This is a genomic window from Enterobacter sp. BIDMC92, from assembly GCF_001030225.1.
GTDB classification, from domain to species: domain Bacteria; phylum Pseudomonadota; class Gammaproteobacteria; order Enterobacterales; family Enterobacteriaceae; genus Enterobacter; species Enterobacter sichuanensis.
Genome location: NZ_KQ087598.1, coordinates 3546940 through 3572182 on the forward strand (window position 1 = coordinate 3546940; position 25243 = coordinate 3572182).

The following is a 25243-nucleotide window of genomic DNA, read 5'->3' on the forward strand; positions in this document are numbered from 1 at the left end:
ATCTCCCGCGTTGCCCGTCTGTTACTGTGCTGCTGATTGTTCGGCATTAACGGTAAGACGTGCAACCTGGTTAGTTCTGATAAAGCGGCTCAGGTCGACAGGTTTTCCTTGATACTGGATCTGTACCGCTGCCGGAGCGCCGATTTTAAGTTTATAAGGCGCCTGGCCGGTTAGGTTTAACGTGCCATCTTTACGCTGCAGGCCGCTGAACAACTTTTTACCTGTCGCGTCAGTCACTTCCAGCCAGCAGTCGGCGTTGAAGTTCATCACCAGTGCGTTGGGATCGGCTTCAGGAGTTGCAGTACCTGCCGGGTTGGTTGGCAGAGACGCTGCGGTATTGTCTGCAGGCTGCGTGGCCGCTGGCGCGTTTGCCGCAGTATCCACATTCGCCTGGGAAGGAGAGACCACCGTGTTTTGATCCTGAGCCTGAGGCGCAGCGGTGTTCGCCGTTGCATCCGGAGCCGGTGCTGTACCGGTCGCCGGCGCGTCTGTTGCCGGGGTCTCTGTCGCGGCCGTCTGTGGCTCGCTGGAGGAGGCCGCGCCGTTGGTATTCAGCGGCACGTTCTGGGCGTTATTCGTTCCGGCCTGGTTGAGTTCGGCCGAGGATTGATCGGCCATCGTGGTGATCTCTTCCTGCTGTGCCTTATGGTTTTGCCACCACCAGGCACCGGTCAGACCGACCACCACAAACAGCACCAGCCAGGTAAAGCTCATCAGCCAGCCATCACGTTTTTTACGACGTTTCCCCAGGGAGAAGGTCTGCATCGGCGCAACTTTTGCTGCACGGACCGGTGCCTGCTTCTCCATCATTGGCAGTAATTCGTTTTCGGGGATGTGCACCAGTTTTGCGTAAGAGCGGATATAACCGCGCAGGAAGGTTGAAGCCAGATCGGCAGGCGCCTTATCTTCTTCAATATCGCGAACCGTGGAAACCTTCAGGCACAAGCGTTCCGCAACGGCTTGCTGGCTGAGTCCGAGTTGTTCACGGGCGTTGCGAAGACGAACGCCAGTGGAGAGTGCTTCATGTTGGTCGTGAGTGGCTTCAGTATTCATTCGCTACAACTACTGGTACGTGAAAAAAAGGGTTCAGGTGCCGGTGAGTCACAATGCCACCCGCACCGCGAAACTTCTGGTCAGTTAACCTTGAACAGACAGTATAAGACTGTCAGCCGGGAGATGACAGTACAGCCTGCCCGAACGGCTAAACTGTTGTTACGTCGTTACATACTGCCCGAAAGTCGGATGAAACGCACCGTAATTATTGATCAGTCATCACGAATCTGACTGATTATTCAGTAAGATTATGCTTCACGGCGCAAATAATGCGCCGTGAGTGCATATTAATCAAACAGCTTTAACCGCGATCGTCTCGCCCTGCATGCGTTTACGCAGGGTACGTTTGGTACGGTCAATCACATCACCTGCCAGCTGTCCGCATGCGGCATCAATGTCATCACCACGGGTTTTACGCACGATGGTGGTGAAACCATACTCCATCAGCACCTTGGAGAAGCGGTCGATACGACTGTTCGAGCTACGGCCATACGGCGCGCCCGGGAACGGGTTCCAGGGGATCAGGTTGATTTTGCATGGCGTATCTTTCAGCAGCTCCGCCAGCTGGTGCGCATGCTCGGTACCGTCGTTGACGTGGTCAAGCATCACATACTCGATGGTCACGCGGCCCTGATTGGCGTTGGATTTTTCCAGATAGCGACGCACGGCGGCGAGGAAGGTTTCGATATTGTACTTTTTGTTGATCGGCACAATTTCGTCACGAATTTCATCGTTCGGCGCGTGCAAGGAGATCGCCAGCGCAACGTCAATCATGTCGCCGAGCTTGTCCAGCGCAGGCACAACGCCTGAGGTAGAGAGCGTCACGCGGCGCTTGGACAGACCAAAACCGAAGTCATCCAGCATGATTTCCATTGCCGGCACCACATTAGTCAGGTTCAGCAGCGGCTCACCCATCCCCATCATGACCACGTTGGTGATGGGACGCGTACCGGTCACTTTTGCCGCACCGACGATTTTCGCGGCACGCCAGACCTGGCCGATAATTTCTGATACGCGCAGGTTACGGTTAAAGCCCTGCTGCGCAGTTGAGCAGAATTTGCACTCCAGCGCACAGCCCACCTGAGAGGAGACACACAGTGTGGCACGGTCTTCTTCCGGGATGTAGACGGTTTCAACGCGCTGATCGCCAACCGCAATCGCCCATTTGATGGTGCCATCGGCCGAGCGCTGCTCTTCCACCACTTCCGGCGCGCGAATTTCAGCCACTTCTTTGAGCTTATTACGCAGAGCCTTGTTGATGTCAGTCATGTCATCAAAATTGTCGCTGCAGTAATGGTACATCCACTTCATGACCTGATCGGCACGAAACGGCTTTTCGCCCATCTCTTTGAAGAACTCGCGCATCTGCTGACGGTTCAGATCCAGCAGGTTGATTTTTCCATTTTTATTGGGAACCGCAGGAATGGCGACTTCGGAGGTATTCACTAATTCAGACATAATATTTACCGGCCTCGTTGTTACACGTTATGGCCCATGGAGGGTTGAATAGAAACGCCCCGGAAAGCGGTCTGCTCGTCCGGGGCGTTGCATTGTACAAACTCTGACGCAGGGATGCCACGTCTGGACGTGGCATTTACGAAAATAATGTGTAAACGAAACCGTTAAATTAACGGGTACGTGGACACACTTCGCCTTCAGCGAAGAAGAAAGCGATTTCGCGCGCAGCAGATTCAACGGAGTCAGAACCGTGAGTACCGTTCTCGGTGAAGCTGTCAGCGTAGTCAGCGCGCAGGGTACCTGCCAGCGCGTTGTCCGGGTTGGTGGCACCCAGCAGGTCGCGGTGACGCTGTACTGCATTTTCGCCTTCCAGCACGGAAACCACGATTGGGCCAGAGGTCATGAACTCAACCAGGCCGTCAAAGAATGGGCGACCTTCGTGCTCAGCGTAGAAACCACGAGCCTGTTCAACGGTCAGGTGCAGCATTTTGGTGCCAACAATTTTGAACCCTGCTGATTCAAAGCGAGCGAAGATGCTGCCAATAACGTTTTTTGCCACCGCGTTTGGTTTGATGATGGAAAAAGTACGTTCAATAGCCATGATAACCTCTGTCAATGTTCTGTTGTTTTGCATACCTGAGTATGGTGTGGCGCGGATTATAATGAGCAATAGCGCCATTGCCTATGGATTCAGGTAACATTTTTTTAAAATAAGACGAGTTTCAGCAACAGCTCACCGCTGAAAGCTGTTTTTTTGTCACTGTAACGCGAAATTCACTGTCACAACCTGCCCGGTCTCATCCATAACGAGTAACTGATAATCGCCTGCTTTATCAAGTTGTAATGTGTAAACTTTCCCTTTCACATTCAGCGGTTCACCGTTCAAAAACCACCAGCGCTCGCCGCTAATGCCGGTCACCTGAAGTGGCAGCGAAACGCGGGATTCTCCCGGCAGGCGTTTAATCACGGCGCCTTCACGTATGCCGGTCAGAATGAGTGGCGCAGGCGCGTCCTGCGAGAGCGGCGGACAGTCTGGTGATGGAGGTGGGACGCGTACCGCACGACGCTCGTTTGCAGGCAGCCAGGGCTCCAGAGGCAACGGCCAGACGTCAAGGTCTTTCTCTGTTGCATCCGGACAATCTGCCGCCACACGTTTGCCCGTTTTATCCAGCCAGACCGGGAAACGAATGCCGCGTATGCCTTCCTGCTCCGGCAACAGCAGCGTGGGCGGCTCACTCCCCTCCAGCAGCCAGGTCGACAGACGACGTCGACAGTTTTCACTGCCTTCCGGCAGCGACTGGCCGCCCGGCCAGCAGATCACGCCCCGCCCGACGCTCTCCGGACGCGGATCGCGCGGCAGGCGGGCTTCGTCGATCGTTGAACGTGACTGAAGCAGGTTATTCACCTGGTTTAACAGCGGCACGGCGCTGGCAAAACCAAACTGTCCCGCCACGGGCGTACCGTCCGGTCTTCCGGTCCAGATGCCTATCACGTAGCGGGCATTCAGACCGATGGCCCAGGCATCGCGGTAGCCGTAGCTGGTGCCCGTTTTCCAGGCCAGCGGCGCAACCTGCGGCAGCGCGTTATCCGGTAGCGGCTGCGCCTCGTTGGCCAGAATACGGCGAATAATCCACGCTGAGCCCGGAGACAGCAGCGGACGCTCAATGAGCGGATCGCCAGGCTGTAGCCGCAGCCTTCCCGCCTTACCGTGGCGGGCAAAGGCGCTGTAGGCCGCGGCGATATCGGCCAGCCGCGCGCCTGCCCCGCCGAGGATCAGGGACAGATTCGGCTGCGCCCCCGCGGGCAGGATCAGCGGCAAGCCTGCGTTACTGAGCATGCCGGTAAACCGTTTTGGCCCGTAGGCTTCCAGCACTTGCACAGCGGGCAGGTTGAGGGAGCGCACCAGCGCTTCGCTCATGCTGACCGGCCCGTGGAATCCGCTGTCAAAATTCCCGGGGCGATAATCGCCGGTTTTTCTTGGCACGTCCTGTAGCAACGAGGCGGGATGGATCAATCCCTCATCCAGCGCCATGCCGTAGATAAACGGTTTTAGCACCGATCCGGGGGATCGGGTCGCATTCACCATATCGACATGGCTAAAGCGCGTGTCATCGTTAATATCCACCGACCCGACCCAGCCGCGCACTTTCATATCGGTGTGATCCACGACGATCATCGCCAGCGAGCTGCGGGCCGGCAGGCGGGATTTCCAGTTCATCGCCAGCTCTTCCAGCTGCCGTTGCAAACCGGCATCCAGCGTGGTGACAATTTTCGTGTCGTGGCTTTTACTTAGCATCATGCGTGCAAAGAGCGGTGCCAGCTGCGGCATCTGCCGGGGCGCCAGCCATATCGACTCTTCACGGGATTCCTGGACCTGCTTTGCGGACCAGACGCCCTGCGTCGCCATGCGGTCGAGCACCTTATTACGCGCCGCTTCAGCCCGTTCAGGCCAGCGGTCCGGGCGTAAACGGCTTGGTGCCTGAGGCAGCACGGCCAGCAGCGCCGCGTCGGAGTAACTGAGCTGTGACGGGGGTTTTCCCAGATAGGTCCAGCTTGCCGCTCCCACGCCCTGCAGCGTGCCGCCAAACGGCGCACGGTTAAGATAGAGCGTGAGAATATCGCGCTTGGAAAGATGCCACTCCAGCTGCAACGCCCGCCAGAGCTGACGAATTTTGCCCCCCAGAGTCCGCGGATGCGGATCCAGCAACCGCGCCACCTGCATGGTGAGCGTACTGCCGCCGGAGACAACCTTTCCGGAAGTTAAATCCTGCCAGGCGGCGCGCAGAACAGAGAGCGGGTTGACGCCAGGATGATCCCAGAACCAGCGATCTTCGTACTGGATCAGCGCCTCAAGATAACGGGGGGAGACCTCTTCGATCGTCACCGGATAGCGCCAGATGCCGTCGCTATCGGCAAAACGCCAGAGTGGGGTGCCCTTCTCATCCACCACGACCCGGGCGGGGTTAACCTCTTTCAGAGGCAACGGCCACAGGCGGTCAGCAGCCAGAATCAGCCCCCATAAAATGAGAAGCGCTCCCGCCAGCCACAGCCAGCGGGAGCGTATCAGACGAGCCATCAGCATATTACGGAACAACAATCAGCGGGCCACTGGCCGCCCCCGTGGCTCGCCACTGCGGCACGTACATAGACTCCACCATCGGAACCGGCACCTGATAGGTGCCCGGCGTCACCGCGCGCGCCAGATAAACCAGCGTGACCGGCTGACCTTCGTTCACCGGCACTGCTGCGACAAAGCGGTCGTCGCGGAATTCCATATGCTGAATGTCCGCCTGCTGCATCTGGCTCAGCAGGTTCTGCACTTCACTGCCGCTGTCCTGCAGGCTGGCGCTGCTGCTTGCCAGGTTCTGGTTTTCCAGCTCCAGACCGGCAGGGAGAAGATCCACCACCAGCGCGTCCGGCACGTTCTGGCTGGCTTTCACCTCCAGCCAGACCAGCACCAGCTCACCACTCTTCAGAGAGGAGAGCGATTTCGTGCTGCCGTCGGTTGCCAGAATATGACGTTCAACCTGCAGCACGTTCGAGCTCGGCTGTGGCGCATCTTCAGGATAACCTGAGCTGTCCAGGCGAACCCACAGCGGGGTTGTGCCGGTATTGGTGACCTGCAATGCACCAAGCTGGTCACCGGTGAGGTTTTGCACCTGCGCCTGCTCCCCACCTGATGCGGTATCAGACAGCGAGGTTTGAGCCTGCCACGCACCGGACAAGGTTTGCAGCGAACGTCCGGCCAGGAACAGCGCGTTGCTCTCCTGCGTTGACAACCAGCGCTGGCTGAAGGCCTCTTCAGACAACGCATTCAACAGCGTATTTTGCGCATCCGGCAACAGCTTGTACTCCTCGAGAAGGGAGAGCATCAGCGCGTTATCACGAAGCGTGCTGCCGTAATCGGCCATCCAGGTTTTACTGTCGTTACGCGGCGTTTTGAGCGCCAGATCCAGCGCCTGCTGGCTGCGTGGGGCATCGCCCATCAGCTTAAGCGCCATACCGAGCTGCATCAGCGGCAGACCGGAAGTCGCCTGATCGTGACGATCCCAGATTTCACGCAGCGCACCCAGCGGTGCTTTTTGCTGACGCGCCAGCACCAGCGCGGCATAGGCCTGCACAGCGAACTTGCTGGCCTGCGTATCGTCACTGTAGCGAATGGACATCATGCCCGGGTCCTGCAGATAGCGCAGCAAACGGCTATTCGCGTTATTGACCGCGTCGGCCGGCACGCTGTAACCCTGCTCGCCTGCGCGCACCAGGAAGTCAGTAACATAGGCGGTCAGCCAGTACTCTTCCGGACCGTTTTTATCCCACAGCGCGAAACCACCATCATCACGCTGCATCTGCAGCAGGCGGGAGATGCCGATATCAATGGCGGCACGGCGTTTGTCGTCCGTATCACCTTTGATGCCAAGCGCCTTCAGCTGTGCCGCGTTGGTATAGAGCGACGGGAACAGGCCGCTAGTGGTTTGCTCAAGGCAGCCATAAGGATAAGCCTGCAACTCGCGGATATAGCGCGCCAGATTGAGCGGTGGTTTACCGCTCAGCAGCAGTTGCCCCTGCAGCGTTGCAGGAGAGAAGCCGTTGATATGCTGCCCCGGTGCTGTCCAGGACTCACCCGGGTTCAGCATGGCCCCGGTATTCACCGTCTGCGCCGGGAACGCCGGGCGGACACCGATTTTCCAGCTCTTCTGCTGCGGGGCAAAGGTCTCGCCCGGAAGCTGCAGGCCGGTCACCTGCGCAGTCACTTCACCGTCTCCGTAGCCGTCCAGCGCGCGCACCGGAATAAACAGAGTCGTCCGCGCACCTGGTGGCAGTCGCACCGGCTGCGGCTGCGCCCCTTCCAGCGTCAGTTTGCCGGTCGCGGTTAACGCCACGTTCAGCGTTTGCGGCTGATCGGTCAGGTTGGTGAGGTCCAGCGTTAAGCGTGAAGTATCGCCGCTTGCCAGGAAGCGCGGCGTATTCAGTTCAGTAATCACTGGCGCGGCAACAATCACTTTGCTTTCGCTGCTGCCGAAATCGTCCTCTGTCCAGGCCTGCGCCATCAGACGCAGCTCGCCGTTGAAGTCGCCAATCGGCAGCGTAACGGTGCCTTCCCCGTTGGCATCCAGCGTTACCGGCTGCGCCTGCTGGGCAATAATGGTGACGTGGTTCACCGGCGGTTTGCCGCCGCGCTTCAGCTCATCCCCGTCGCCACCAAAACGCAGCGCGGCGAGGCGGCCCTGGCCTTCAATGACCTGACCATAGATATCGTAGATATCCGCGCCGTAGCGCTTCTGACCAAAGAAAGCCTGCCACGGATCCGGCGTGACGTAGTCGGTAATGTTCAGCACGCCGCTGTCCACCGCCGAGACCAGCACGTTCACTTTCTGCGGCACTGCGCCCTCTTTCACGCTGGCTTTTACCTTCACAGAGAGCGTCTGGTTTGGACGCATTTTCTGCGGGTTATCCAGCGCAATATTCAGGCGGCGATTTTCGTCGCCCATCGGCAGATGCAGCAGGCCGACCGCGCGTTTCGGCGTGGCGGATTTGGATTTATCACCAGGGCGTACCACCAGCGTGCTGAGATAAAGATCGTGACGTTTCCAGGCTTTGTCGACCGGGATAGCGAGATCCAGCCCGTTTGCCGGGACGTCGATCTCTTTCCACCACAGCGGCCCTTCGCTGGATTCGATCATGGCATAACCCTTGCCGGCGGCCGGTGCAGCAATGTGCAGGTTGATGGTATCGCCAGGCTGATAACCCGGTTTATCCAGTTTCAGGGTGACGCGGTCAGGGCGCGCAGCCCCGTTGCCGTCGCTATTATCCTGCCAGCTGTAGCCCGCCCAGAAGCGCACGCTGCTGACCATGTCGTCCGGTGCTTTAACCTCCAGACGATAGGAACCCCACTCAACCGGGAAAGTGACTTTGCCGGTTTCATCAGCCTTGAGGGTTAACTCCTGCTCGCCTTCGATCAGATCTTTTTGATCAAACTGCGACTGCCAGCCCTCGCTTTCGGACCAGTTCCAGTAATAGTCCCGACGCTCGCGGATCAGACGCACCTGTAACCCGGAAACCGCCTTTTTTGCCCCACTGGCATCGGCATAGACAATATCGAAACTGGCGTTGCCGTTCTCGTCGACAATCGGCTGGTTGACGGTGGTATCGGTGCGGTAGTCATAAACCGCCTTGCTGGCGAACTGAGGACGGATGCCCGGCAATTCCGCTGCAGGCCAGATAGCCTGCTCAGCACGACGCGTCACCGGACGACCACCTGACTCCAGCAGGCTGGCCTGCAGGATCAGCTGTAAAGGAGAGTGCACCTCTTTCCACTGGCTCTCCGTAGAGACCTCGCCACGCCCCTGTTCATCCAGCGTAAGCTGAACTTCATCCAGACTGCGGCTCAGGTTTTCCTCGGCGATATCACCAAACTGGAAGCCCGGCAGTGCCGGAACCGCGTCGCGCAGTGGACGCAGGAAAAGTTGTCCCTGCAGAGTGTTACCGTTGGCCGGGGCACCATAGAGGTAATAGCCCACCACAGTAAAGTCGACGTTATCCTGCGGTGAAACCGGCGCTTTTTGCCCCGTCAGGTTAAGTGCCATCCGCTCAGGCATAAAATCTTCGACGTGGAAGTCCCACAGACGCTGCAGGTTATCGCCCGTATTGGCGCGGATATGCCACATGCCGGTCTGCGCCCCGCTGTCCAGCGGGTAGTTAAAGCGATAGAGACCGTTTTCAGGCTGCACGACAACGGTACGTGCCACCTGTCCGTCCGGACGCAGCACGTCAAGCTTCACCGGCTGATCGGGCAGTGGCTTACCGTCGCTGTCGCGCAGCAGACCGTTCAGGATCACCGTTTCGCCCGGACGGTAGAGATCGCGCGGGCCAAACATAAAGAATTGCTTGCTGTAGCCAGGGCTCCCAGCGATGTCAAACTCCGCCAGGTCAAGGGCCGGTAGCTTGAGGTCAAGCAGCGTGGTCTGACCGTCTTTGCTGGCCAGGATCAGCGCGGCTTCTTTGTCGGTTTCAAGCTTTGCGTGACCGTCACCGTCGCTGTTCGCTTCGGCGAGCGTCTGCCCTTTGTCGTTCAGCAAGGTCACGGTCACGCCGGACTGCGCCGCGCCGTTCTCCAGGCTCTGGGTAAAGATATCCAGGCGGTTATGATAACGGTGAGCGGACAGCCCAATATCACTTAAGGTAAAGAGCGTCGCGGCATTGCTGTAGTTGTAATGCCCGGCCTGGTTCATGACCGCGATATACACGCCAGACTGCTGGAGCGGTTTAATATCCTTTAGCGGCAGCAGCAATTTTTCACGCGTATTGCGCGCCGGATTAAGATCGAAGCGACCGGTGTACACCAGCTCCGCCATCTTCAGCAGGTTGTCGGATTCCCAGTTGGTCAGCGCGTTACGGTATTCCCACTGGCTGACAAAGGAGGCCAGCGATTCAGGCTTCACGCGATAGAAATTGACGTCCACGTTGTTAACGTTGAGCGCCATCACCGGCAGACCTTCGACCACTTTGCCCGGCAGCAGCGAGCCGCGGCTGGCAAAGCCGACGGTAGGCTCGACGTCCCGGGTGGTTAGGGCTTTTTCATAATCAGTGCCGAACGTCGCCTTATTCAGCCCCTGCAGGCCACGTTCAACGGTGACGACCAGGTTGCGATTGGGCTCCAGATGGCGCAGACGAAGCTCTTTCAGGTTAGGCGCAAGTTCCCACGCCCCGTCAACTTTGCCGCTTTTCTTGTCCACGACATGCACCGTTTTCGCGAAATCCTGATCGGGATTCAGCGGAACCGAGAATGTCAGCACCAGCGTGGCCGCGCCGTCCAGCTGCACTTCAGAGGCATCCAGCAGGGTTAACGCTTTGCCCTGACTCTGCGCCGCCAGTTTTGCCAGCTTGTCAGCGTTGGGCTTTTCCGCGGCTTTCGGTGTTGATGGGGTGGAAGCGGCGGGAGCCGCAGATTGAGTGTTATCGTCGCTGTTATCACAGCCGACAAGCGTAAATGTGGTAAGCAGCGCGAGAGAGATCGCGGCTAAGCGAAACGGTTTCATCCTTTGTCCCTGGCCCACGGGGCCCGTTGGTCGTCGTCCGGATAAGTATTATCCGCAAGTTTCATTAATTCAAAAAGTCCAATTTTAGAATCTGGAAAGCGACTCGCAGAGTGAGTCAAACCGGCAACCCGCTGGTGCTACGCCGATCACAGCGTGAAACGTTACATGTAACGTTTCACGTCATTTGTTTTTAAAACAACAAGATAGCTGGATAAGCTCGCCGGGAGCCTGCTAGTTTTAAGCTCAAGACGCACCCCGAGTGCGCGGTTCAATAAGAGAGAAAGCCATGAAACGAGCCGTGAACGCCCTACAAAATTTTGGAAAATCATTGTACGGACCGGTACTTATCTTACCGATCGTCGGTCTGTTTATCGCCTTTGGTAACGTGCTGGGTAACGGTAATCTCGCGGAGTATCTGCCGTTTCTTGGTCATCCTTTTATTCAGCATCTTGGTCAGCTTATCGCGAAATCGGCCGTGTCGGTGCTGGTCAACCTGGCGCTGGTGTTTGCCGTCGGTATCCCGATTGGCCTCGCGACGCGCGATAAAGGCTATGCCGCGCTGATTGGCCTGGTGACCTTTGTGGTGTTTATCAACGCCATGAACGTCACGCTGCAGCTGCAGGGCGAGCTGGCACCAGCAGCCCAGATGAAAGCGGCCGGGCAAACCATGGTACTGGGCGTGCAGGTGCTGGAGATGGGGGTTTTTGCCGGGATCCTGACCGGTGCGCTTTCCGGCTATCTGTACAACAAATACTCCGGCGTACAGTTTAACGGCGCGATGGCAATCTACTCCGGCCACTGCTTTGTTGCTATTGTGATGCTCCCGGTCGCCATGCTGCTCGGCGTGGTAATGAGTGAAGTGTGGCCGTTTGCCCAGCACGGGATTAGCGCGATGGCGCTGGCCATCAAGGGCTCCGGACCTTTGGGCGTCGCCATCTACGGGTTCCTGGAACGTATTCTTGTGCCTACCGGCCTTCATCATCTGGTCTATACCCCGTTCCTGTATACCGAGCTGGGCGGCACGCAGGAGGTGTGCGGCACGGTTTACCAGGGCGCGCGCAATATCTACTTCGCCGAGATGGCCTGCCCGGAGGTGAAGCAGCTCAGCAGCACCGTGGTGTGGGACGCCCGCGGCATCAGCAAGATGTTCGGCCTGCCTGCGGCGGCGCTGGCGATGTACATGACCGCAAAGCCGGAGCGTAAAGCCATTGCGAAAGCCATTCTGATCCCGGCAGCGCTCACCTCTCTGCTGGTCGGCGTTACCGAACCCATTGAGTTCTCCTTCCTGTTTGTCGCCCCGCTGCTGTTCGTGGTGCACGCCGTCCTGACCGGCATCGGCATGATGCTGTTCTCGCTGCTGGGCGTTCACGCCATCGGCGCTAACGGGATCATTGATTTCATCCTCTACAACCTGCCGCTGGGCACGGAGAAATCCAACTGGCCGATGTACCTCCTGGTCGGGCTGATCATGTTCATCCTCTACTTCGTGGTGTTCCGCTTCCTGATCCTGCGCTTCGACATGAAGACGCCGGGCCGTGAGGATGACGATAAGGAGACGCGCCTCTACAGCAAGCAGGAGTACCAGGCGAAGGGTAACAACGACGGGCTGGGCGAATCCATCGTGGTGGGTCTCGGCGGTCGGGAAAATATTGACGTGGTGGATAACTGCTATACCCGCTTACGCGTCACGGTGAAGGACGTCAACCTCATCGACGAGCCGCGCCTGAAGGCGACCGGCGCGAAAGGGATTATCAAACAAGGTAACAACGTTCAGGTGGTCTACGGGCTGCATGTCAAAAAAATGCGAGAAGCCGTTGAGACGTTTCTCTGAAAGGAGCTAAAGATGTTTACACCCCCATTCATTCTGTCGATTGCCGGCGGCGGCAGCACCTACACGCCGGGTATTGTGAAAAGCCTGATGGTGCGCCTGCAGGATTTCCCGCTGGCTGAAATCCGCCTCTACGACATCGACGAGACGCGTCAGAACACCATTGCACCGGTTGTCGAGAAGGTCATTCGTGACCACAGCCAGAACATTAAATTCACCGTCACCGGTGACCCGGAAGTGGCCTTCAGCGGCGCGCATTTTATCTTCGCCCAGATGCGCGTCGGACAGTACAAGATGCGCGAGCAGGACGAGAAGATCCCGCTGCGCCACGGCGTGGTTGGCCAGGAAACCTGCGGGCCCGGCGGGCTGGCGTATGGTCTGCGTACCATTCTGCCGATGGTAGAGCTTATCGATCGGGTGGAACGCTACGCGCATGAGAAGGCGTGGATCGTGAACTACTCCAACCCGGCGGCGATCGTCGCGGAAGGGGTGCGACGCCTGCGCCCGAACGCACGCGTGCTGAACATTTGCGATATGCCGGTGGCGGCGATGCGTAACATGGGGGCGATTCTGGGTGTCGATCGCCGCAAGCTGGAAGTCGACTACTTTGGTCTGAACCACTTCGGCTGGTTTACCCGCGTGCGGGTGGACGGTGAGGATAAGCTGCCGGAGCTGCGTAAGCATATCGCAAAGTTTGGCCTGCTGACGGAAGATGCAGCCAAAACCGACCCGCAGCATTCGGATCCGTCATGGGTGAAAACCTGGCGCAATATAAAGCCGATCATGGATAACTTCCCGGAGTACCTGCCGAACCCGTATCTGCAGTATTACCTGATGCCGAACCAGATTGTGGCGCATCAGAACCCGGACTATACCCGCGCCAATGAAGTGATGGACGGGCGCGAGAAAAAGCTGTTCGCTGCCGCCGAAGAGTACAAGCGCACCGGGATCCTGCCGGATGCCTTCCACGTGGGCGTCCACGGTGAATTCATCGTCGACGTCGCCTGCTCGCTGGCCTTTAACCTGCGGAGCCGCCATCTGGTGATGGTGGAAAACCGCGGCGCGATTACCAACCTGCCTTACGATGCCGTGGTGGAAGTGCCTGCTTATATCACCTCCGAAGGGCCAGAGCCGGTCCGCATCGGCCAGGTGCCGCTGTTCCATCAGACCCTTTTGCAGCAGCAGCTCGCCTCTGAACAGCTGCTGGTGGAAGCGACGATTGAAGGGAGTTATGAAAAAGCCCTTCAGGCCTTCACTCTCAACCGCACCGTGCCGACCATGGAACACGCGAAGGCGATACTGGATGAGATGATCGAGGCTAACCGCGACTACTGGCCAGCGCTGCAAAAAGCCTGGCAGGACGGCGAACCGGTGAAAAAATAGGGGCTTGCTCGCGAGTTGAACGTGGTTTGCTTGTCGGTGTCAGAAAAAACACCGACAATCCTTTTTTACGGAAAAGAATGGAGGCAACCCATGTCCACCTCATATTTTGTCGCTGCCGACTGGCTGATTGAGCACGGCGACGATCCGGAAGTGCAGATTATTGACGCGCGTATGGCCCCTCCGGGACAAGAGCATCGTGACGTGCCCGGTGAATACCGCGCCGGGCATCTGCCGGGTGCGGTATTTTTTGATATTGAAGCCCTCTCCGATCACACCTCTCCCCTGCCGCACATGCTGCCGCGTCCGGAAGCGTTTTCCGTGGCGATGCGCGAGCTGGGCGTCAGCAAAGACAAACACCTCGTTGTTTATGATGAAGGTAACCTCTTCTCAGCCCCGCGCGCGTGGTGGATGCTGAAAAACTTCGGCGTGGAAAAAGTCTCGATTCTGGCAGGCGGCCTCGCGGGCTGGAAGCGTGACGAACTGCCGCTTCAGCAGGGCGACGTGACGCTGCCGGAAGGCGAATTCGATGCCACGTTCGACGCGCACGTAGTGAAACGCCTGACCGACGTGCTGGTCATAAGCCACGAAAAAACGGCCCAAATCGTTGATGCCCGCCCTGCGCCACGCTTCAATGCCGAGGCGGATGAACCGCGTCCGGGACTTAGGCGCGGACATATTCCGGGCGCGCTGAACGTGCCATGGGGCGATCTGGTGTTTGAGGGCGAGCTGAAAACCACCGACGAGCTGCGCGCCATCTTTGCGCGTCAGGGCGTGGATTTACACCGTCCGGTTATCGCCAGCTGCGGTTCCGGCGTCACGGCCTGCGTGGTCATTCTGGCGCTCGCCACGCTCGGCGTTAACGACGTCACACTCTACGACGGTGCCTGGAGCGAATGGGGTGCGCGTGACGACCTGCCGGTTGAACCGGCAAAATAATGGATAACCGCCTGGCCACGCTGTTAACGCGCGGGGAATCGCTCACCCGCGCGGAGTATCGGGTCCTCGCCCACCTGACAGAACACCCGCTGCTGGTGGGCAAGATTACGGTTCGTGAGCTGGCGCAGGCGACGTTCGTCTCTACCGCCACCATTATGCGGCTGTGTCAGAAGCTGGGGTTCAGCGGATATAGCGAGTTTATCTGGCACTGCAAACAGCTGCTCTCCGACACCCCGCACATTGCCGCTCAGGGGCAATCGCACCCTGAACTACCTGCGCTTTTTAATCAGTTTATCGCCAACTATCAGCACACCTTTCAGTGGGTGACGCACGATAAGCGCCAGCAGTTTGCCGACCTGCTGCGCCAGAAAGAGAGCTTCTTTCTCTACGGCGCCGGGTTTTCCTATCTGTTTGCGGAGTACCTGACCAAGAAATTGCAGGTGCTGGGCAAAACAGCGTTTATCTCCGGCCCGGGCGACAGCCGGAACATCTTTCTCAGCAATGCCGCGCGCTATGAGGTGTTTATTGCCGTCTCGCGCAGCGGCGAAACGGAACAGGTGCTGGATAAAGCGCGGATCGCCAAAAACGTCGGTATGACGATCGTCGCGTTTACCCGCGCCTCGGCCAATACGCTGGCGGGGATGGCGGATGTGCACTTTGCCCTCTATGACGAGGCGGTACATTTCGCCGCCGAAGCCGCAGGCGTGACGTCGTTTGAGTCGAATCTGGTACTGCTGATGGATTTACTGCTGCTGGAAGCAACGGGGTGATGGTTCACCCCGCTGTCATCAGATAATGCGGTTGGTTTTGAGATCGCGCAGGAAGCCGCCCCAGCGACGTTCGTAGAACGGCGTGATGTGCTCGGTAATAAAGTGGCTAATGCCCTTCTCACCGTTCTTCACCTGGCAGATATCAATCGGTTCATCCCCCGGCAGCGTGTCGGTGGCCACGCTTCCCGCCGCCTGAACGATCTCGTCGAAATCGCCATCGGCTTCAATACCGATCAGCAGCACCGGCTTTTCGTCTGCACGCTCTTTGATCGAGCAAAGGAAAGCGCGTCGTACCGGCTTCAGGGTTTTGAACAGCGTGGTCAGGGAATCGATCATCTGCGCGGGCGGCTCGGCCACTTCAGACAGCAGCAGCGTTTCGCCCCCTTCCAGCACTTCCTGGGTGCTGAGCGGGTTACCCTCTTCACCGATCAGGTGACTAATTTCACGCGGGGTGAACTCTTTTCCGGTCGGCAGCTTCGCGTTGAGGAACAGCGTCTGGCCCAGGGTCATTTCAAACAGGGTGCGCACCGGCATCACCACGAATGCCTGTTCGTCCTCTACCGCTTTCTGCAGCGCTTCCAGCGAGGTAAAGAACGGGATCACCGAAGAGCCGTCGTCTTTCTCCCAGTGCAGGAGATCCAGCGCGCTGTCTTCCACAACCTGCTCCCCTTCCGCGGCCGTGCCCGGCACCCAGACGGTGGATTCCAGCAGCGTGCGGAAGAATGCCGGACGGTGGGCGGGTTCGGTCGCCGCCTGCTCCAGCAGGGTTTCTAATTCGTTTTTGGTATCTGACATAGTTTGGCTACTTCAAAAAACGCCGGGTGGCGCTTCGCTTACCCGGCCTACAAAACCGTAGGCCTGTGCAAGCGCAGCGCCGCCGGGCAATATGATGACTCCGAAGGCGCGCGTAAGCGTAGCGCCACCCGGCAAAAAAGATTACTCAGCCGTCAGCAGATTCGCCACGGTACGCACGCCGAGACCGGTCGCGCCTGCGGACCACTGCTCAACCGCCGCTTTACGGTACGTCGCGGAGCAGTCGATGTGCAGCCAGCCTTCGCGGTAGTTCTCAACGAAGTGGGACAGGAAACCGGCTGCGGTGCTTGCCCCTGCCGGGTACGCCGCGCTTGCGGTGTTGTTCAGTTCGGCAAAGTTAGATGGCAGCTGGCTGCGGTGGAACTCGGCCAGCGGCAGGCGCCAGAACGGCTCGTTCTCTGCCGCCGCACTTGCCAGCAGGCGGGCAGCCAGCTTGTCGTCGAAGCTGAACAGCGCATGGTAGTCGTTACCCAGGGCGGTTTTCGCCGCACCGGTCAGGGTCGCCATGTCGATAATCAGCTCTGGCTTCTGGGCAGAGGCATCGATCAGACCATCGGCCAGCACCAGACGGCCTTCCGCATCGGTATTCATCACCTCAACATTTTTGCCATTGCGGTAATGAATGATGTCGCCCAGCTTGAAGGCGTTACCGCTCACCATGTTGTCGGCGCAGCACAGGTACAGCTTCACGCGTTTTTTCAGGCCACGGGTAATCGCAAACGCCAGCGCGCCGGTAATGGTCGCCGCGCCGCCCATGTCGGACTTCATGGAGTCCATGAACGCGCTCTGCTTCAGGCTGTAGCCGCCGGTATCGAAGGTGATGCCTTTCCCGACCAGACAGGCAAAGACGGGCGCGTCTTTATCGCCGGTTGGGTTGTAGTCCAGCGCCAGCAGCACCGGAGGACGCTCAGAACCACGGCCCACGGTGTGGATCCCCATATAGTTCTGCTCGCGCAGATCTTCACCTTTGGTGATGCGGTAAGACATTTTATCGCCGGCCACGCCGCACAGCAGATCAACGGCGCGCTGCGCCAGCTGTTCCGGTCCCAGCTCTTCCGCCGGTGCGTTAATGGTGTCGCGCACCCAGTCGATGATGTTCAGGCGGCTTTCCAGCTCTTTTTGACCGGCTTCGTCAAGGTTGGCCCACTCAATTTTGCGGGTGCCTTTCGGTCCTTTATAGCCAGCCCAGAACGCCCAGCTGCGGTCGGTGTCCCAGCCCTCGCCTGCCAGAGAGACATGCTTAATGCCCAGGCCGTCAATTTTACGCGCGGCGCGCTGGATCAGGCCCAAATCATCGTTGCCCGTCAGGTGCAGGGTAATACCGTCGTTGTTGATACTGTAGGTGGCTTTCTCGCCCCAGCGCGCGTCGGCAGGCTGATTCGAGAGCGTAATCTTCATCGCTTCGGTCATTTTATTTTTCCTTATTAGCAACTAGCAAACGGGCCGCCTGAAGGCAGCCCGTTATGTTATTTATTCTGCTTCATCTAACCAGACTAACAGAATCGCCTCCAGAATTTTTTCATTGGATGCGTTGGGATCGTCGTCGAAATCCTCTAAATCGCAGATCCACTGATGCATGTCGGTGAATCGTACGGTCTTTGGATCGAGATCCGGGTTCGCGTCGTAGAGCGCTTCGCCGATTTCACGGCTGTCTGTCCACTTCAGTCCCATATTAGTGCTCGCGTGCGTGGTTGATGGTGTAGCGTGGAAATTCCACGACCAGATCTTCATCGGTTACCGCGGCCTGGCAGCTTAAGCGGCTGTCGGGCTCCAGACCCCATGCTTTATCCAGCATGTCGTCTTCGTCTTCGGTGCTCTCGGCGAGAGAGTCAAAACCTTCACGCACGATGCAGTGGCACGTCGTGCAGGCACAGGATTTCTCGCAGGCGTGTTCCACTTCGATACCTGCACGCAGGGCAACATCGAGAATGGTTTCGCCGGTCTTCGCTTCCAGAACAGCGCCATCCGGACAGAGGTCCGCATGAGGCAAAATAACAATCTTTGGCATATTAAACCTCGTCCACGGACTGGCCTTTCAGCGCGACGCGGACAGATTTGTCCATGCGGCGAGCAGCAAAGTCCTGGGTTTGTTTATCAACGTTTTTAATGGCTTCTTCTATTGCGTCAGCGTCATTGCCCTGGGCGACCACGCTTAAGTGCGCGGCAGCCTCGTCAATCACCTGACGCTCAGCGGCGCTTAACAGCGCGGCATCGGCAGCGAGCGCGCCGTTGAGGCTTTCCAGCACGCGTGCGGCTTCCACTTTCTGTTCCGCCAGCATACGCGCCTTCACATCCTGCTCGGCGTAACTCATTGAGTCCTGAATCATGGAGGCGATTTCGCCATCGGTCAGGCCGTAGGACGGCTTCACCTGGATGGACGATTCCACGCCGGTGGATTTCTCCATCGCCGTGACGCTCAGCAGGCCGTCCGCATCCACCTGGAAGGTGACGCGAATATGCGCCCCGCCCGCCGGCAGCGCCGGAATGCCCCGCAGCGCAAAGCGCGCCAGAGAACGGCAGTCCTGTACCAGCTCACGCTCGCCCTGCATCACGTGGATGGACATCGCGGTCTGGCCGTCTTTAAAGGTGGTGAACTCCTGCGCGCGCGCCACCGGAATAGTGGTGTTACGCGGAATGACTTTCTCCACCAGGCCGCCCATGGTTTCTAGCCCCAGCGACAGCGGGATGACGTCCAGCAGCAGCATTTCGCTGTCCGGCTTGTTGCCGACCAGTATATCGGCCTGAATCGCGGCGCCCACAGCGACCACTTTGTCCGGATCGATGGCGGTCAGCGGCGTGCGGCCAAAGAACTCACCTACACGTTCACGCACCAGCGGCACGCGGGTGGAGCCGCCCACCATGACCACTTCCAGCACCTCGTCAGCCTCAACGCCGGCATCTTTCAGCGCGCGACGACAGGCCAGCAGGGTACGCTTAACCAGCGGAGCGATCAGATCGTTGAACTGGTCGCGGGTGATTTCACCCTGCCAGCCCGCCACGTTCACGCTGGCTGACGGCGCATCGCTGAGGGCGATTTTGGCGTCAATGGCCGCATCCAGCAGTTCACGCTGTACGCGGGCATCGCTGCGATCGGCAATACCCGCCTGCTCGCGGATGTAATCCGCCAGCAGATGGTCGAAGTCATCGCCGCCCAGCGCGGAATCCCCGCCGGTGGCCAGCACTTCAAACACCCCGCGGCTTAAGCGCAGGATGGAGATGTCAAAGGTGCCGCCGCCGAGATCGTAGACCGCAATCACCCCTTCCTGACCGGAGTCGAGGCCGTAGGCAATCGCCGCGGCCGTCGGTTCGTTCAGCAGGCGCAGCACGTGCAGGCCCGCCAGACGCGCGGCGTCTTTGGTGCCCTGACGCTGTGCGTCGTCAAAGTAGGCCGGAACGGTAATGACCACGCCGTCCAGATCGCCGCCAAGGGTCGCCGTCGCGCGCGCCGCCAGCGCTTTGAGGATATCTGCAGAAACACGGATCGGGTTCAGCAGACCGGCCGCGGTGGCAATCATCGGCAGGCCGTTTTCACTTGCCTGCAGCTGATACGGCAGATGCGGGTAACGGGTCTGAATATCGGCCAGCGAGCGGCCCATCATGCGCTTTACCGAGCTGATGGTGTTGGCCGGATCGCGTGCCGCGTTGGCGCGAGCGTCATAGCCGACCGCGTGACCCTGCGGCTGGTAGTGGACCACGGAAGGCAGCAGATGGCGGCCCTGCTCGTCAGCCAGCGTTTCCGCCTGGCCGCTACGCACGGTCGCCACAAGGGAATTGGTGGTGCCCAGGTCAATACCGACCGCCAGACGACGCTGGTGCGGTGCGGCACTTAAGCCAGGCTCACTAATTTGTAATAAGGCCATAATTGCTTCCGAAATTAAAAATCGAGCAGCTTTTCTTCGAGTTGTTCAGCACTGCTTCGCAGTTTATCGAGAAAACGGAGTTTGCGCACAGTATCTGCCGCCACGTCCCAGGTCTCGTTGTTCAATTGCTCCACCATCTGCTGATGGCGGATATCGAACATGCCCTTCACGCGCGTGATGAAACGTTCCAGACGCGCTTCGTCTTTGGCCTGTTCAATCTCATCAAGCTCTTCGCGAAGCTCCAGCTGCTCCATCAGAAACGCCGTGTCGCGCACGGTGTGCTGCTCGCTCGCGAGATCAAACCCGTGGAGCGAAAGCAGATATTCTGCACGCGCCAGCGGATGGCGCAGCGTCTGCCAGGCCTGGTTGATGGTCGCAGATTGCGATACCGCAGCCAGCTGCTCCGCCTGCGTACCACTGGCGAATTTGTCCGGATGATACTGACGCTGCAGGTCCTGAAAACGGGTAGTCAGCGCCTGGAGATCAATCGGGTATTGAGCGGGTAGTCCGAAGAGAGTGAAGTAATCCATAACAATCTCAGGGGTAGCCTGTTAGAACAAACCCCACGCGTGGCGGGTAACGCCACGGTGGGGTTTCGGATAACGCGCGATTAAACGTGGAAGCTTTCGCCGCAACCACACTCGTCTTTGACGTTCGGGTTCGTGAATTTGAACCCTTCGTTCAGGCCTTCTTTTACAAAGTCCAGCTGAGTGCCGTTGAGGAATTGCAGGCTTTTGCCATCGACCACCACCTTCACGCCCTTGTCTTCAAACACGGTGTCATCAGACGCCGGCTCGTCAACAAACTCCAGTACGTAAGCCATACCAGAACAGCCGGAGGTACGTACGCCCAGTCGCAGGCCAAAGCCTTTACCACGGTTCGCCAGAAAAGAGCTTACTCGCGCGGCAGCGCTGTCGCTAAGGGTAATCGACATACTCAAACCTCAATTATTTTGCTTCACGTTTGCTTTTGTAATCCGCAATGGCGGCTTTGATCGCGTCTTCTGCCAGAATTGAACAGTGAATTTTCACCGGCGGCAGTTCGAGCTCTTCAGCAATGTCCGTGTTCTTGATTGCCTGTGCTTCGTCCAGAGACTTGCCCTTCACCCATTCGGTGACCAGGGAGCTGGACGCAATAGCAGAACCGCAGCCGTAGGTCTTGAAGCGCGCGTCTTCAATGATACCTTCATTGTTGACTTTAATCTGCAACTTCATCACGTCGCCACACGCGGGTGCACCGACCATGCCGCTACCGACAGATTCATCGCTGTTGTCAAAAGAGCCAACGTTGCGCGGGTTTTCGTAATGATCGATGACTTTTTCGCTGTATGCCATGATTGAATTCTCCTTATGTACCGATTAGTGATGTGACCATTCAATGCTGTTCAGATCCACGCCCTGCTTAAACATTTCCCACAGTGGAGAAAGGTCGCGCAGACGGCCGATGGAATTGCGAACCAGCTTGATGGTGTAGTCAATCTCTTCTTCGGTAGTGAAACGACCTAAAGAGAAACGGATAGAGCTGTGTGCCAGCTCGTCAGTCATACCCAGCGCGCGCAGCACGTAGGATGGCTCCAGGCTTGCAGACGTACAGGCAGAACCGGAAGAAACCGCCAGGTCTTTCAGGGCCATGATCAGCGATTCGCCTTCAACGTAGTTAAAGCTCACGTTGAGGATGTTCGGTGCACCCTGCTCGAGATCGCCGTTCAGATACACTTCTTCCATATCTTTCACGCCGTCCCACAGACGGTTACGCAGAGTACGCAGGTGTGCCATCTCGGTTTCCATCTCTTCTTTCGCAATGCGGTACGCTTCGCCCATGCCCACGATCTGGTGAACAGGCAGGGTACCGGAACGCATGCCGCGCTCGTGACCGCCGCCGTGCATCTGTGCTTCGATGCGGATACGTGGCTTACGACGAACGTACAGTGCGCCGATGCCTTTCGGGCCATAGATTTTGTGGCCGGAGAAGGACATCAGGTCCACTTTCAGCTGGCTCAGGTCGATAGGCAGTTTGCCCACGCTCTGGGTCGCGTCAACGTGGTAGATGATACCGCGCGCGCGGCACATTTCACCGATGGTCGCGATGTCCTGTACCACGCCGATTTCGTTGTTGACGTGCATGATGGAAACCAGAATGGTGTCATCACGCATGGCCGCTTCGAGCTCTTTCAGGTCAATAATGCCGTTGCTCTGTGGCGCCAGATAAGTGACTTCAAACCCTTCACGCTCGAGCTGACGGCAGGTGTCCAGCACGGCTTTGTGTTCGGTTTTGCTGGTGATGATGTGCTTGCCTTTTTTCTGATAAAAGTTGGCTGCACCTTTGATCGCCAGGTTGTCGGATTCGGTCGCACCGGAGGTGAAAACAATCTCACGCGGGTCGGCACCCACCAGGTCAGCAATCTGATTACGGGCGATATCAACCGCCTCTTCAGCATGCCAGCCAAAACGGTGTGAACGGGAAGCTGGGTTACCAAAGTTTCCGTCCAGGGTCAGACACTGCATCATTTTCTCGGCAACACGCGGGTCCACCGGCGTGGTTGCGGAGTAGTCGAGATAAATCGGTAATTTCATTGCTCTATAAACTCCGTACATCGCTTCAATGCAAGGAATCAGGCAACCGGCTGGATGTACGACCGAGTACACGGGGCATGTTTTTGCCCCGGCCTGATTCTGAAATACTTATCGTTTTATTACGCGCGTAATTTGACGTCGATAGCGTCCTGCGCGCGGGTGCTGCGTTGGGAATCATGGCTATGCTGACGACCGGATACGTCCAGAACTTCCTGGTTATTCACCAGTTCACCGAGGGTGATGTTGTTCAGGAAGCCGGTCAGACGGTCGCTCAGATCGCGCCACAGCGCGTGGGTCAGGCACTTATCGCCGCCCTGGCAGCCGCCTTTACCCTGGCAACGGGTCGCGTCAACGGATTCGTCTACGGCGCTAATCACTTCGCCGACTGCAATACAGCCCGCGTCTTTACCGAGCAGATAACCGCCGCCCGGACCACGAACGCTGGAAACCAGTCCATTTTTACGCAGTCTGGAGAACAGCTGTTCAAGATAAGAGAGGGAGATCCCTTGTCGTTCAGAAATATCAGCCAACGGAACCGGGCCCGCTTCGGAGTTGAGCGCAACGTCCAGCATCGCGGTTACGGCATAACGCCCTTTAGATGTCAGTCTCATGTCTTACTTAACCTCAAACTCGCCCCTGCCCGGGGTTTTTTATAGTAAAATGGGGTATTGCATAGCAGGGCCAAGTCTGACATTCCTGACTAAAATGGTCAACTATTTACTTGACTGTTTTAGTCAGGTATTTAACCTTCTGTGCCGTTTTACCTGGGTGCGGCCTGATGCCCTCACCCCAGCCCTCTCCCACGGGGAGAGGGGGAAATAGGCACTACTCTTTATTCTTCTGCTCAATCGACGCCAGAATGCCGCGCAGGATGTTCAGCTCCTGGCTTTCCGGACGGGCGCGGGTAAACAGACGACGCAGTTTGTTCATCACCTGCCCCGGGTGGCCTTCACGGATAAATCCGGTAGAGAGCAGGGTCTGTTCCAGATGCCCATAGAAGCGTTCCAGATCGTCCACCAGCGGATACGCCGTCTCTTCCTTCGGTTCTGCCGCGTTCTCCTGCGTCGCCAGCCAGGCCATACGCACTTCGTAAGCGATAACCTGCACCGCCATCGCCAGGTTCAGCGAGCTGTATTCCGGGTTCGCCGCAATGGCGACGTGATAGTGGCATTTCTGCAGTTCGTCGTTGGTCAGGCCAACGCGCTCGCGGCCAAACACCAGCGCAACCGGCGCCTGTTCCGCTTCCGAGACACTTTTCAGGCCGCATTCGCGCGGATCGAGCATGGGCCACGGCAGCGTACGTGAACGCGCGCTCGTCCCCACCACCAGACTGCAACCGGCCAGGGCTTCATCCAGCGTGTCCACGATCTGTGCATTGCCGATCACATCGCTGGCACCGGCCGCCAGAGCAATCGCCTGCGAGTCAGGTTTCACCAGCGGGTTCACGAGCCAGAGATTGGTTAAGCCCATGGTTTTCATAGCGCGGGCAACAGAGCCCATGTTGCCGGTGTGCGATGTTTCGACCAGCACGATTCGAATGTTTTGCAGCATAATTTTTAATGTCTGAATTCAGTGTCTGAAGAATATTCGGGCATATTATCATAAACGGGAGACATAATCCGATCCCGCTGCTATACTCTGCGCCGATTTTCCTGTTCTTTAACATCCAGTGAGAGAGACCGATGCATCCGATGCTGACCATCGCCGTGCGCGCAGCGCGCAAGGCGGGTAATGTAATTGCCAAACACTACGAAACGCCAGACTCCGTAGAAACCAGCCAGAAAGGCAGCAATGATTTCGTGACTAACGTCGATAAAGCCGCAGAAGCGATTATTATCGAAACGATCCGCAAATCTTACCCACAGCACACCATCATCACCGAAGAAAGCGGTGAACATGAAGGTACCGATCAGGATGTTCAATGGGTTATCGATCCACTGGATGGCACCACCAACTTCGTTAAACGCCTGCCACACTTCTCTGTGTCTATCGCCGTACGCATTAAAGGCCGTACTGAAGTTGCCGTTGTTTACGATCCAATGCGTAACGAACTGTTCACCGCGACCCGCGGTCAGGGCGCACAGCTGAACGGCTACCGTCTGCGCTGCAGCAATGCCCGCGATCTGGATGGCACCATCCTGGCAACCGGTTTCCCGTTCAAGGCGAAACAGCACGCGACCACCTATATGAATATCCTCGGCAAACTGTTCACCGAATGCGCGGACTTCCGTCGCACTGGTTCTGCCGCGCTGGATCTGGCCTATGTGGCAACCGGCCGCGTTGACGGTTACTTCGAACTCTCACTGAAGCCATGGGATTTTGCAGCGGGCGAGCTGATCGCACGTGAAGCTGGCGCGATCGTGTGTGATTTCACCGGCGGCCATAACTATATGTCTACCGGCAACATCGTTGCAGGTAACCCACGCGTTGTTAAAGCCATGCTGGCAAACATGCGTGATGAGCTGAGCGATGCGCTGAAGCGTTAATGCCGAAAATGCCCTCTCCCCGTGGGAGAGGGCATCAGGCCGCCCCC

The 25243-nt window shown here is 57.9% G+C and carries 21 protein-coding genes; 5 read left to right on the top strand and 16 right to left on the bottom strand.

What is annotated here, in order from left to right; translation table 11 throughout:
* Nucleotides 1-21: 21 nt before the first annotated feature.
* From rodZ to SP99_RS16600, 5 genes are all read right to left on the bottom strand, one after another.
* Entirely contained in the window at nt 22-1053 is a 1032-nt protein-coding gene (rodZ, locus tag SP99_RS16580; RefSeq protein WP_047959229.1) for a cytoskeleton protein RodZ, read from the bottom strand.
* Nucleotides 1054-1344: 291 nt separating this feature from the next.
* Nucleotides 1345-2511, bottom strand: a complete 1167-nt coding sequence (locus SP99_RS16585) for a dual-specificity RNA methyltransferase RlmN (RefSeq protein WP_047959230.1) — start codon at nt 2509-2511, stop codon at nt 1345-1347.
* 169 nt (nt 2512-2680) lie between these two features.
* Nucleotides 2681-3112 (bottom strand): nucleoside-diphosphate kinase, encoded by a 432-nt coding sequence (gene ndk, locus SP99_RS16590; protein WP_003860625.1) that lies wholly within the window; start codon nt 3110-3112, stop codon nt 2681-2683.
* A gap of 156 nt (nt 3113-3268) precedes the next feature.
* Nucleotides 3269-5593 carry a peptidoglycan glycosyltransferase PbpC gene (gene pbpC, locus SP99_RS16595; RefSeq protein WP_047959231.1) on the bottom strand — a complete coding sequence of 775 codons (2325 nt, stop codon included), beginning with the start codon at nt 5591-5593 and terminating at the stop codon, nt 3269-3271.
* 1 nt (nt 5594) lies between these two features.
* Nucleotides 5595-10547 carry an alpha-2-macroglobulin family protein gene (locus SP99_RS16600; RefSeq protein WP_047959232.1) on the bottom strand — a complete coding sequence of 1651 codons (4953 nt, stop codon included), beginning with the start codon at nt 10545-10547 and terminating at the stop codon, nt 5595-5597.
* Nucleotides 10548-10833: 286 nt separating this feature from the next.
* Here SP99_RS16600 and SP99_RS16605 point away from each other — a divergent pair, with 286 nt between their 5' ends.
* The 4 genes from SP99_RS16605 (at nt 10834) to SP99_RS16620 (ending at nt 15464) form a co-directional block, all read left to right on the top strand.
* Nucleotides 10834-12378, top strand: coding sequence for a PTS transporter subunit EIIC (locus SP99_RS16605; protein ID WP_047959233.1), 1545 nt, complete (start codon nt 10834-10836; stop codon nt 12376-12378).
* A gap of 12 nt (nt 12379-12390) precedes the next feature.
* The gene (locus SP99_RS16610; RefSeq protein ID WP_047959234.1) at nt 12391-13758 is read left to right on the top strand and encodes a 6-phospho-alpha-glucosidase; all 1368 of its coding nucleotides are present in this window, start codon (nt 12391-12393) and stop codon (nt 13756-13758) included.
* A 90-nt stretch (nt 13759-13848) separates the two neighbouring features.
* Nucleotides 13849-14694, top strand: coding sequence for a 3-mercaptopyruvate sulfurtransferase (sseA, locus tag SP99_RS16615; RefSeq protein ID WP_047959235.1), 846 nt, complete (start codon nt 13849-13851; stop codon nt 14692-14694).
* Nucleotides 14694-15464 carry a MurR/RpiR family transcriptional regulator gene (locus tag SP99_RS16620; protein ID WP_047959236.1) on the top strand — a complete coding sequence of 257 codons (771 nt, stop codon included), beginning with the start codon at nt 14694-14696 and terminating at the stop codon, nt 15462-15464. Before sseA ends, SP99_RS16620 begins: the two co-directional genes overlap by 1 nt.
* 18 nt (nt 15465-15482) lie before the next feature.
* Here SP99_RS16620 and sseB read toward each other — a convergent pair whose 3' ends face one another.
* The 11 genes from sseB to trmJ form a co-directional block, all read right to left on the bottom strand.
* On the bottom strand, nt 15483-16259 hold the full coding sequence (sseB, locus tag SP99_RS16625; protein WP_047959237.1) for an enhanced serine sensitivity protein SseB: 777 nt from the start codon (nt 16257-16259) through the stop codon (nt 15483-15485).
* A 141-nt stretch (nt 16260-16400) separates the two neighbouring features.
* Nucleotides 16401-17687: an aminopeptidase PepB gene (gene pepB / locus SP99_RS16630; RefSeq protein ID WP_047959238.1), complete on the bottom strand. Its 1287-nt coding sequence runs from the start codon at nt 17685-17687 to the stop codon at nt 16401-16403.
* A gap of 60 nt (nt 17688-17747) precedes the next feature.
* A complete protein-coding gene (gene iscX, locus SP99_RS16635; protein ID WP_003860650.1) occupies nt 17748-17948 on the bottom strand; it encodes a Fe-S cluster assembly protein IscX in 201 nt (66 codons plus the stop codon).
* A gap of 1 nt (nt 17949) precedes the next feature.
* The gene (gene fdx / locus SP99_RS16640) at nt 17950-18285 is read right to left on the bottom strand and encodes an ISC system 2Fe-2S type ferredoxin (RefSeq protein WP_003860652.1); all 336 of its coding nucleotides are present in this window, start codon (nt 18283-18285) and stop codon (nt 17950-17952) included.
* Between the two features lies 1 nt (nt 18286).
* Entirely contained in the window at nt 18287-20137 is a 1851-nt protein-coding gene (gene hscA, locus SP99_RS16645; RefSeq protein WP_047959239.1) for a Fe-S protein assembly chaperone HscA, read from the bottom strand.
* A gap of 14 nt (nt 20138-20151) precedes the next feature.
* Nucleotides 20152-20667 carry a co-chaperone HscB gene (gene hscB / locus SP99_RS16650; RefSeq protein WP_047959240.1) on the bottom strand — a complete coding sequence of 172 codons (516 nt, stop codon included), beginning with the start codon at nt 20665-20667 and terminating at the stop codon, nt 20152-20154.
* A gap of 80 nt (nt 20668-20747) precedes the next feature.
* The gene (gene iscA / locus SP99_RS16655; protein ID WP_003860659.1) at nt 20748-21071 is read right to left on the bottom strand and encodes an iron-sulfur cluster assembly protein IscA; all 324 of its coding nucleotides are present in this window, start codon (nt 21069-21071) and stop codon (nt 20748-20750) included.
* Between the two features lie 13 nt (nt 21072-21084).
* A complete protein-coding gene (gene iscU, locus SP99_RS16660) occupies nt 21085-21471 on the bottom strand; it encodes a Fe-S cluster assembly scaffold IscU (RefSeq protein WP_003860661.1) in 387 nt (128 codons plus the stop codon).
* A 24-nt stretch (nt 21472-21495) separates the two neighbouring features.
* Nucleotides 21496-22710: a cysteine desulfurase gene (gene iscS / locus SP99_RS16665; protein ID WP_047959241.1), complete on the bottom strand. Its 1215-nt coding sequence runs from the start codon at nt 22708-22710 to the stop codon at nt 21496-21498.
* Nucleotides 22711-22829: 119 nt separating this feature from the next.
* Nucleotides 22830-23321 carry a Fe-S cluster assembly transcriptional regulator IscR gene (gene iscR / locus SP99_RS16670; RefSeq protein ID WP_047959242.1) on the bottom strand — a complete coding sequence of 164 codons (492 nt, stop codon included), beginning with the start codon at nt 23319-23321 and terminating at the stop codon, nt 22830-22832.
* A 214-nt stretch (nt 23322-23535) separates the two neighbouring features.
* Nucleotides 23536-24261: a tRNA (cytosine(32)/uridine(32)-2'-O)-methyltransferase TrmJ gene (trmJ, locus tag SP99_RS16675; RefSeq protein ID WP_047959243.1), complete on the bottom strand. Its 726-nt coding sequence runs from the start codon at nt 24259-24261 to the stop codon at nt 23536-23538.
* A gap of 131 nt (nt 24262-24392) precedes the next feature.
* Here trmJ and suhB point away from each other — a divergent pair, with 131 nt between their 5' ends.
* On the top strand, nt 24393-25196 hold the full coding sequence (gene suhB / locus SP99_RS16680) for an inositol-1-monophosphatase (protein WP_003860668.1): 804 nt from the start codon (nt 24393-24395) through the stop codon (nt 25194-25196).
* The last annotated feature ends 47 nt before the right edge of the window (nt 25197-25243 follow it).

Coding starts and splice junctions, on each gene's coding strand:
- suhB (WP_003860668.1), top strand. CDS start 24,393: ATGCATCCGATGCTGACCATCGCCGTGCGCGCAGCGCGCAAGGCGGGT.
- SP99_RS16610 (WP_047959234.1), top strand. CDS start 12,391: ATGTTTACACCCCCATTCATTCTGTCGATTGCCGGCGGCGGCAGCACC.
- iscX (WP_003860650.1), bottom strand. CDS start 17,948: ATGGGACTGAAGTGGACAGACAGCCGTGAAATCGGCGAAGCGCTCTAC.
- iscR (WP_047959242.1), bottom strand. CDS start 23,321: ATGAGACTGACATCTAAAGGGCGTTATGCCGTAACCGCGATGCTGGAC.
- rodZ (WP_047959229.1), bottom strand. CDS start 1,053: ATGAATACTGAAGCCACTCACGACCAACATGAAGCACTCTCCACTGGC.
- SP99_RS16600 (WP_047959232.1), bottom strand. CDS start 10,547: ATGAAACCGTTTCGCTTAGCCGCGATCTCTCTCGCGCTGCTTACCACA.
- fdx (WP_003860652.1), bottom strand. CDS start 18,285: ATGCCAAAGATTGTTATTTTGCCTCATGCGGACCTCTGTCCGGATGGC.
- iscS (WP_047959241.1), bottom strand. CDS start 22,710: ATGAAATTACCGATTTATCTCGACTACTCCGCAACCACGCCGGTGGAC.
- hscA (WP_047959239.1), bottom strand. CDS start 20,137: ATGGCCTTATTACAAATTAGTGAGCCTGGCTTAAGTGCCGCACCGCAC.
- hscB (WP_047959240.1), bottom strand. CDS start 20,667: ATGGATTACTTCACTCTCTTCGGACTACCCGCTCAATACCCGATTGAT.
- sseA (WP_047959235.1), top strand. CDS start 13,849: ATGTCCACCTCATATTTTGTCGCTGCCGACTGGCTGATTGAGCACGGC.
- SP99_RS16620 (WP_047959236.1), top strand. CDS start 14,694: ATGGATAACCGCCTGGCCACGCTGTTAACGCGCGGGGAATCGCTCACC.
- SP99_RS16605 (WP_047959233.1), top strand. CDS start 10,834: ATGAAACGAGCCGTGAACGCCCTACAAAATTTTGGAAAATCATTGTAC.
- ndk (WP_003860625.1), bottom strand. CDS start 3,112: ATGGCTATTGAACGTACTTTTTCCATCATCAAACCAAACGCGGTGGCA.
- iscU (WP_003860661.1), bottom strand. CDS start 21,471: ATGGCATACAGCGAAAAAGTCATCGATCATTACGAAAACCCGCGCAAC.
- pbpC (WP_047959231.1), bottom strand. CDS start 5,593: ATGCTGATGGCTCGTCTGATACGCTCCCGCTGGCTGTGGCTGGCGGGA.
- SP99_RS16585 (WP_047959230.1), bottom strand. CDS start 2,511: ATGTCTGAATTAGTGAATACCTCCGAAGTCGCCATTCCTGCGGTTCCC.
- trmJ (WP_047959243.1), bottom strand. CDS start 24,261: ATGCTGCAAAACATTCGAATCGTGCTGGTCGAAACATCGCACACCGGC.
- iscA (WP_003860659.1), bottom strand. CDS start 21,071: ATGTCGATTACCCTTAGCGACAGCGCTGCCGCGCGAGTAAGCTCTTTT.
- sseB (WP_047959237.1), bottom strand. CDS start 16,259: ATGTCAGATACCAAAAACGAATTAGAAACCCTGCTGGAGCAGGCGGCG.
- pepB (WP_047959238.1), bottom strand. CDS start 17,687: ATGACCGAAGCGATGAAGATTACGCTCTCGAATCAGCCTGCCGACGCG.